Below are 3,909 nucleotides of genomic sequence, written 5' to 3' on the forward strand. Positions count from 1 at the left end.
GCCTGATTGTCGGTATGATCGAATCAATGACGTGGCGATCGGCTAGCTCACTCTTTTAAGATACAAGGGGCGGGTTTCACAAACAATTACAGCCAACAAAGAACAATCTCTCAAACCCGCCCCCACCCAGATTAATGCGAGTGATTTATCGTGAAGGTAGAGTATTTATTTTGATAGTTAGGATTAAAACCAGCTATTATAGTCATCAGTCTGGTGTCTGTTGTTAGTAACAATTCCCAATTCCCAATTCCCAATTACCAATTCTCAATGAATCAATATTTTGCTACAGTTGCGCGCGGTTTAGAAACTATTGCCGCCCAAGAATTAGAACGTTTGGGGGCGCAGGATGTCAAGCCAGATTTTACTGGGGTTTACTTTGCGGGCGATCGCGCTTTATTGTACCGCGTCAATCTGTGGTCGAGAACAATTTTTAGAGTGCTAATGCCGATCGCCGAATTCCGGTGTTACAACTCGGATATGCTCTACCGCGAAGTGCAGAAAATCCCTTGGGACGAATACTTATATCCCGAAAATACTTTAGCAGTAAACTGTACCGGCGGCAACGAAAAGTTGAACCACACTCACTTTACAGCTTTGCAGGTCAAAAATGCGATCGCCGACCAACAGCGCCTTCAATTTAACAAGCGTTCTAATGTCGATGTAGAGCATCCCGATTTGCTAATTAACATTCACATTCATCAAGATAGAGCTATTTTAAGTTTAGACAGTTCTGGCGGCAGTTTGCACCGCCGGGGATATCGACCGGCAATGGGGCTTGCTCCACTCAAAGAAACCCTAGCTGCGGCTTTGTTGGAGATGGCAGAATGGACTCCAAATTTGCCGTTTTTAGACCCGATGTGCGGTTCTGGAACTTTGCCTTTGGAAGCGACTTTAAAGGGATTGAATATTGCACCGGGATTGTTTCGAGAAAAGTTTGGATTTATGACTTGGCGGGATTTTGACGAACCTTTGTGGGATGAATTGTGGGCGGAAGCGGAAAATAGTGAGTTACCGGAACTTAAAGAGGTGGTTGCTGGGTGCGATCGCGATTCTGATATGTTAACTCAAGCTCGCACGAACGCGCAGCAAGCTGGTATTTCCGGTAAGATTCAGTTTGCTCAAACCGAGTTATCTCAGTTGGAAGCACCGGCAGACAGAGGCGTGTTGATTTGCAATCCTCCCTACGGAGAGCGCCTGGGAGATGCTAGCGAATTGGGAGATTTGTACAAGATGTTGGGGGATATTTTCAAGAATCGTTTTAAAGGTTGGAATGCGTTTATTTTGACTGGAAATAAGGAGTTGGGTAAAAAGGTGGGACTCAGGACATCGCGGCGAATTCCGGTTTTCAATGGGTCGATTCCGTGTACTTTGCTCAAATATGAACTGTATTAAATATTTATAGAACATATCTCACTACACTTGACAAGAACCAATATTAATGGGAAGAGGCTAGGCTAAATGAAAATCTTTAAAATTGACGAGCACAAACTCATCTTAGGAGATGTGTTAGAAGTGCTTGGAAGTGAAATCGAAGACAACTCAATAGATTTAATTTTTGCCGATCCTCCCTATAATATTGGCAAAAATTTCAATGGTTTTAAAGACAAGTGGGAATTTGAAAGCGATTATTTAGAATGGAGTTATAGTTGGTTGAACTTATGTGTTAAGAAGCTCAAGCAGAACGGCAGTTTGTATCTAATGGCGTCAACTCAAAGTATGCCCTACTTTGATCTATATTTGCGCGATCGTTTAACAATCCTTTCTCGAATAGTGTGGTATTATGACAGTTCAGGCGTACAAGCAAAAAATTTTTACGGTTCTCTGTACGAACCAATTTTATATTGCGTCAAGGACAAACGAAATTATACATTTAATTCCTCAGATATTCTGGTAGAGGCGAAAACCGGAGCTGTTAGAAAACTAATTGACTACCGCAAGGCTACACCATCAGTATATAATTCTGAAAAAGTTCCCGGTAATGTCTGGGAGTTTCCGAGAGTGAGATATCGTATGCCTGAGTATGAGGATCATCCTACCCAGAAACCAACATCGTTGTTAGAAAGAATTATCAAAGCCAGTAGTAATGAGGGCGACGTTGTACTAGATATATTTTCGGGAACTTTTACAACATCATTTGTTGCCAAGCAGCTTAACAGAAAGTCACTCGGCATAGAATTACAAGAAAAGTATCTACAAATAGGATTGCGGAGGTTGCAAATTACCCCGGATGAGAGTGAAGAGGCTCCCATGTCTGAAGTCAACTCCGGTGAACTTTCGCCACAGCAGCTAACACTAAACTTACAACTCTAATAAAAATGGAACATGAATTTACAAAAATAATTAAGACCATTTTAGAGGATAATTTTGGCGAGGTGGGGTATCAAATCTTGCGTGAAAGCCAGCTAATTTTATATTTGAATATCAAGACTAAATCTTCAAATAAAGGCTCCAAATCAAGAGGAAGTTTTGCCAACTTATACGCAATCTATGTTTTAGTTGAAGATTATTTGGTGAAAAAATTTCATCTGACAGGAAGGTATTCAGATTATGAAGGTGCAGTTTATACGAATCTTTTGAAGAGACAGCGTGAATTACCATTCGGGCAAAAGCTTCAAAATCATGGCTTGAATCATAGGATGAATGAAGAATTTAAAAGATATTTTCCCACTTGTGAGTTTATCCCAATTTTGAGAAATCAGAAAAATAACAGGTATTGGTTTAACGAAAATTTATTAAAAGTCCAAATTAATGAGAATGAACACAATATAGCAGAAACAGTAATCCACATAATTGATGCTTACGTTGAAGCTAAGAGAGATAGCTTTGAAAAGTTTATTCAAATTTGTAAAGATGCTCAAAGATTGACAGAGGTTGAAGTCAGAGAATTTATAAAACAAATGGTAGCGCCAAATGTAGATGCTCGAATTTTCGAGATAGTCAGCTACAGTATATTAAAATACTACTACAATGACCGAGTTATTTATTGGGGTTATGCACTAGACAGACTCCAGCAAGAAAATTTAAAGCTGTTTAAAACAGGTAGGACAAATGCTAATGATGGGGGAATTGACTTTGTAATGAAACCCCTAGGACGTTTTTTTCAGGTGACTGAAACTGTAGATGTAAATAAATATTTCCTAGACATTGATAAAATTGAAAGGTATCCGATAACATTTGTAGTTAAATCTTTAGATTCAGATAGTGAAATTAAATCAAAGATTGAAGCACAAGCTCGAAAGCTGTATTCAATAAATGCTATAGTATCTCAGTACATGGAATGTATCGAAGAAATAATCAATGTTCCTCTTCTGATAGAAAGATTTGAACAAGCTGTTGCCAAAGGGTACTTAAGCAATATATTGAGCGAGATTATTAAGCAGAGCAGATTAGAATTTAATTATAAAGATCAGGAAGAAAGTCGGGAAAGTGAATTATTAGACGTTGCTCTAGAGGATGAATGATTCAGTCATAAAGTCCGCCTGCTTTAGACAATTATTGTTTCCTTATCTTTAACATCTACACCGGCAACAAAGAAACGTGAGCGGAAACAATCTTCCACCCTTCAGGAAACTTCCGCCACATCTGACTCTGCCGCCCCAGACGCACCACTCCATCCATTACACGGCGAAATTCCAGCGTCACAGCCGCTGTGTCTGCATCGAATGTCACGACTTTGAGGTTGAACATTTCTCGATCGACATTTACAGGCGATCGTCCTTTGCGAAAAGCCCTCACCTCATCGCTCCCGTAGAGGTTCTCCGTCACCCCAAACCGCACGACTTCCGGCGCATCCCAGAACAAATTATCGAGAGTTTCAATATCATTCGTACAAAGCTGGGGGGGTGACAACCCGCCCCAAACCCATAGTTAGTAAGGATTGAGCCAACTTGTGGTAAAAAAAGATAGGCA

General features: G+C 40.2%; 4 protein-coding genes. 3 read left to right on the forward strand and 1 reads right to left on the reverse strand.

What is annotated here, in order from left to right:
* Nucleotides 1–267 precede the first annotated feature (267 nt).
* From QUA33_RS27745 to QUA33_RS27755, 3 genes are all read left to right on the forward strand, one after another.
* Nucleotides 268–1,392, forward strand: coding sequence for a THUMP domain-containing protein (locus tag QUA33_RS27745; RefSeq protein ID WP_333152936.1), 1,125 nt, complete (start codon nucleotides 268–270; stop codon nucleotides 1,390–1,392).
* Nucleotides 1,393–1,458: 66 nt separating this feature from the next.
* A complete protein-coding gene (gene yhdJ / locus QUA33_RS27750; RefSeq protein ID WP_333152938.1) occupies nucleotides 1,459–2,310 on the forward strand; it encodes an adenine-specific DNA-methyltransferase in 852 nt (283 codons plus the stop codon).
* A 5-nt stretch (nucleotides 2,311–2,315) separates the two neighbouring features.
* A complete protein-coding gene (locus QUA33_RS27755; RefSeq protein WP_333152940.1) occupies nucleotides 2,316–3,461 on the forward strand; it encodes a restriction endonuclease in 1,146 nt (381 codons plus the stop codon).
* Between the two features lie 55 nt (nucleotides 3,462–3,516).
* On the opposite strand, the gene QUA33_RS27760 is transcribed toward QUA33_RS27755, so the two are convergent.
* Nucleotides 3,517–3,849, reverse strand: a complete 333-nt coding sequence (locus tag QUA33_RS27760; protein WP_333152942.1) for an AtzH-like domain-containing protein — start codon at nucleotides 3,847–3,849, stop codon at nucleotides 3,517–3,519.
* Nucleotides 3,850–3,909 lie beyond the last annotated feature (60 nt).

It is taken from the genome of Microcoleus sp. Pol14D4 (assembly GCF_036701245.1).
Lineage (GTDB): Bacteria > Cyanobacteriota > Cyanobacteriia > Cyanobacteriales > Microcoleaceae > Microcoleus.

What these genes read in the sequence shown, in the direction of transcription:
- QUA33_RS27745 (WP_333152936.1), top strand. Translation starts at nt 268, where the DNA reads ATGAATCAATATTTTGCTACAGTTGCGCGCGGTTTAGAAACTATTGCC.
- yhdJ (WP_333152938.1), top strand. Translation starts at nt 1,459, where the DNA reads ATGAAAATCTTTAAAATTGACGAGCACAAACTCATCTTAGGAGATGTG.
- QUA33_RS27755 (WP_333152940.1), top strand. Translation starts at nt 2,316, where the DNA reads ATGGAACATGAATTTACAAAAATAATTAAGACCATTTTAGAGGATAAT.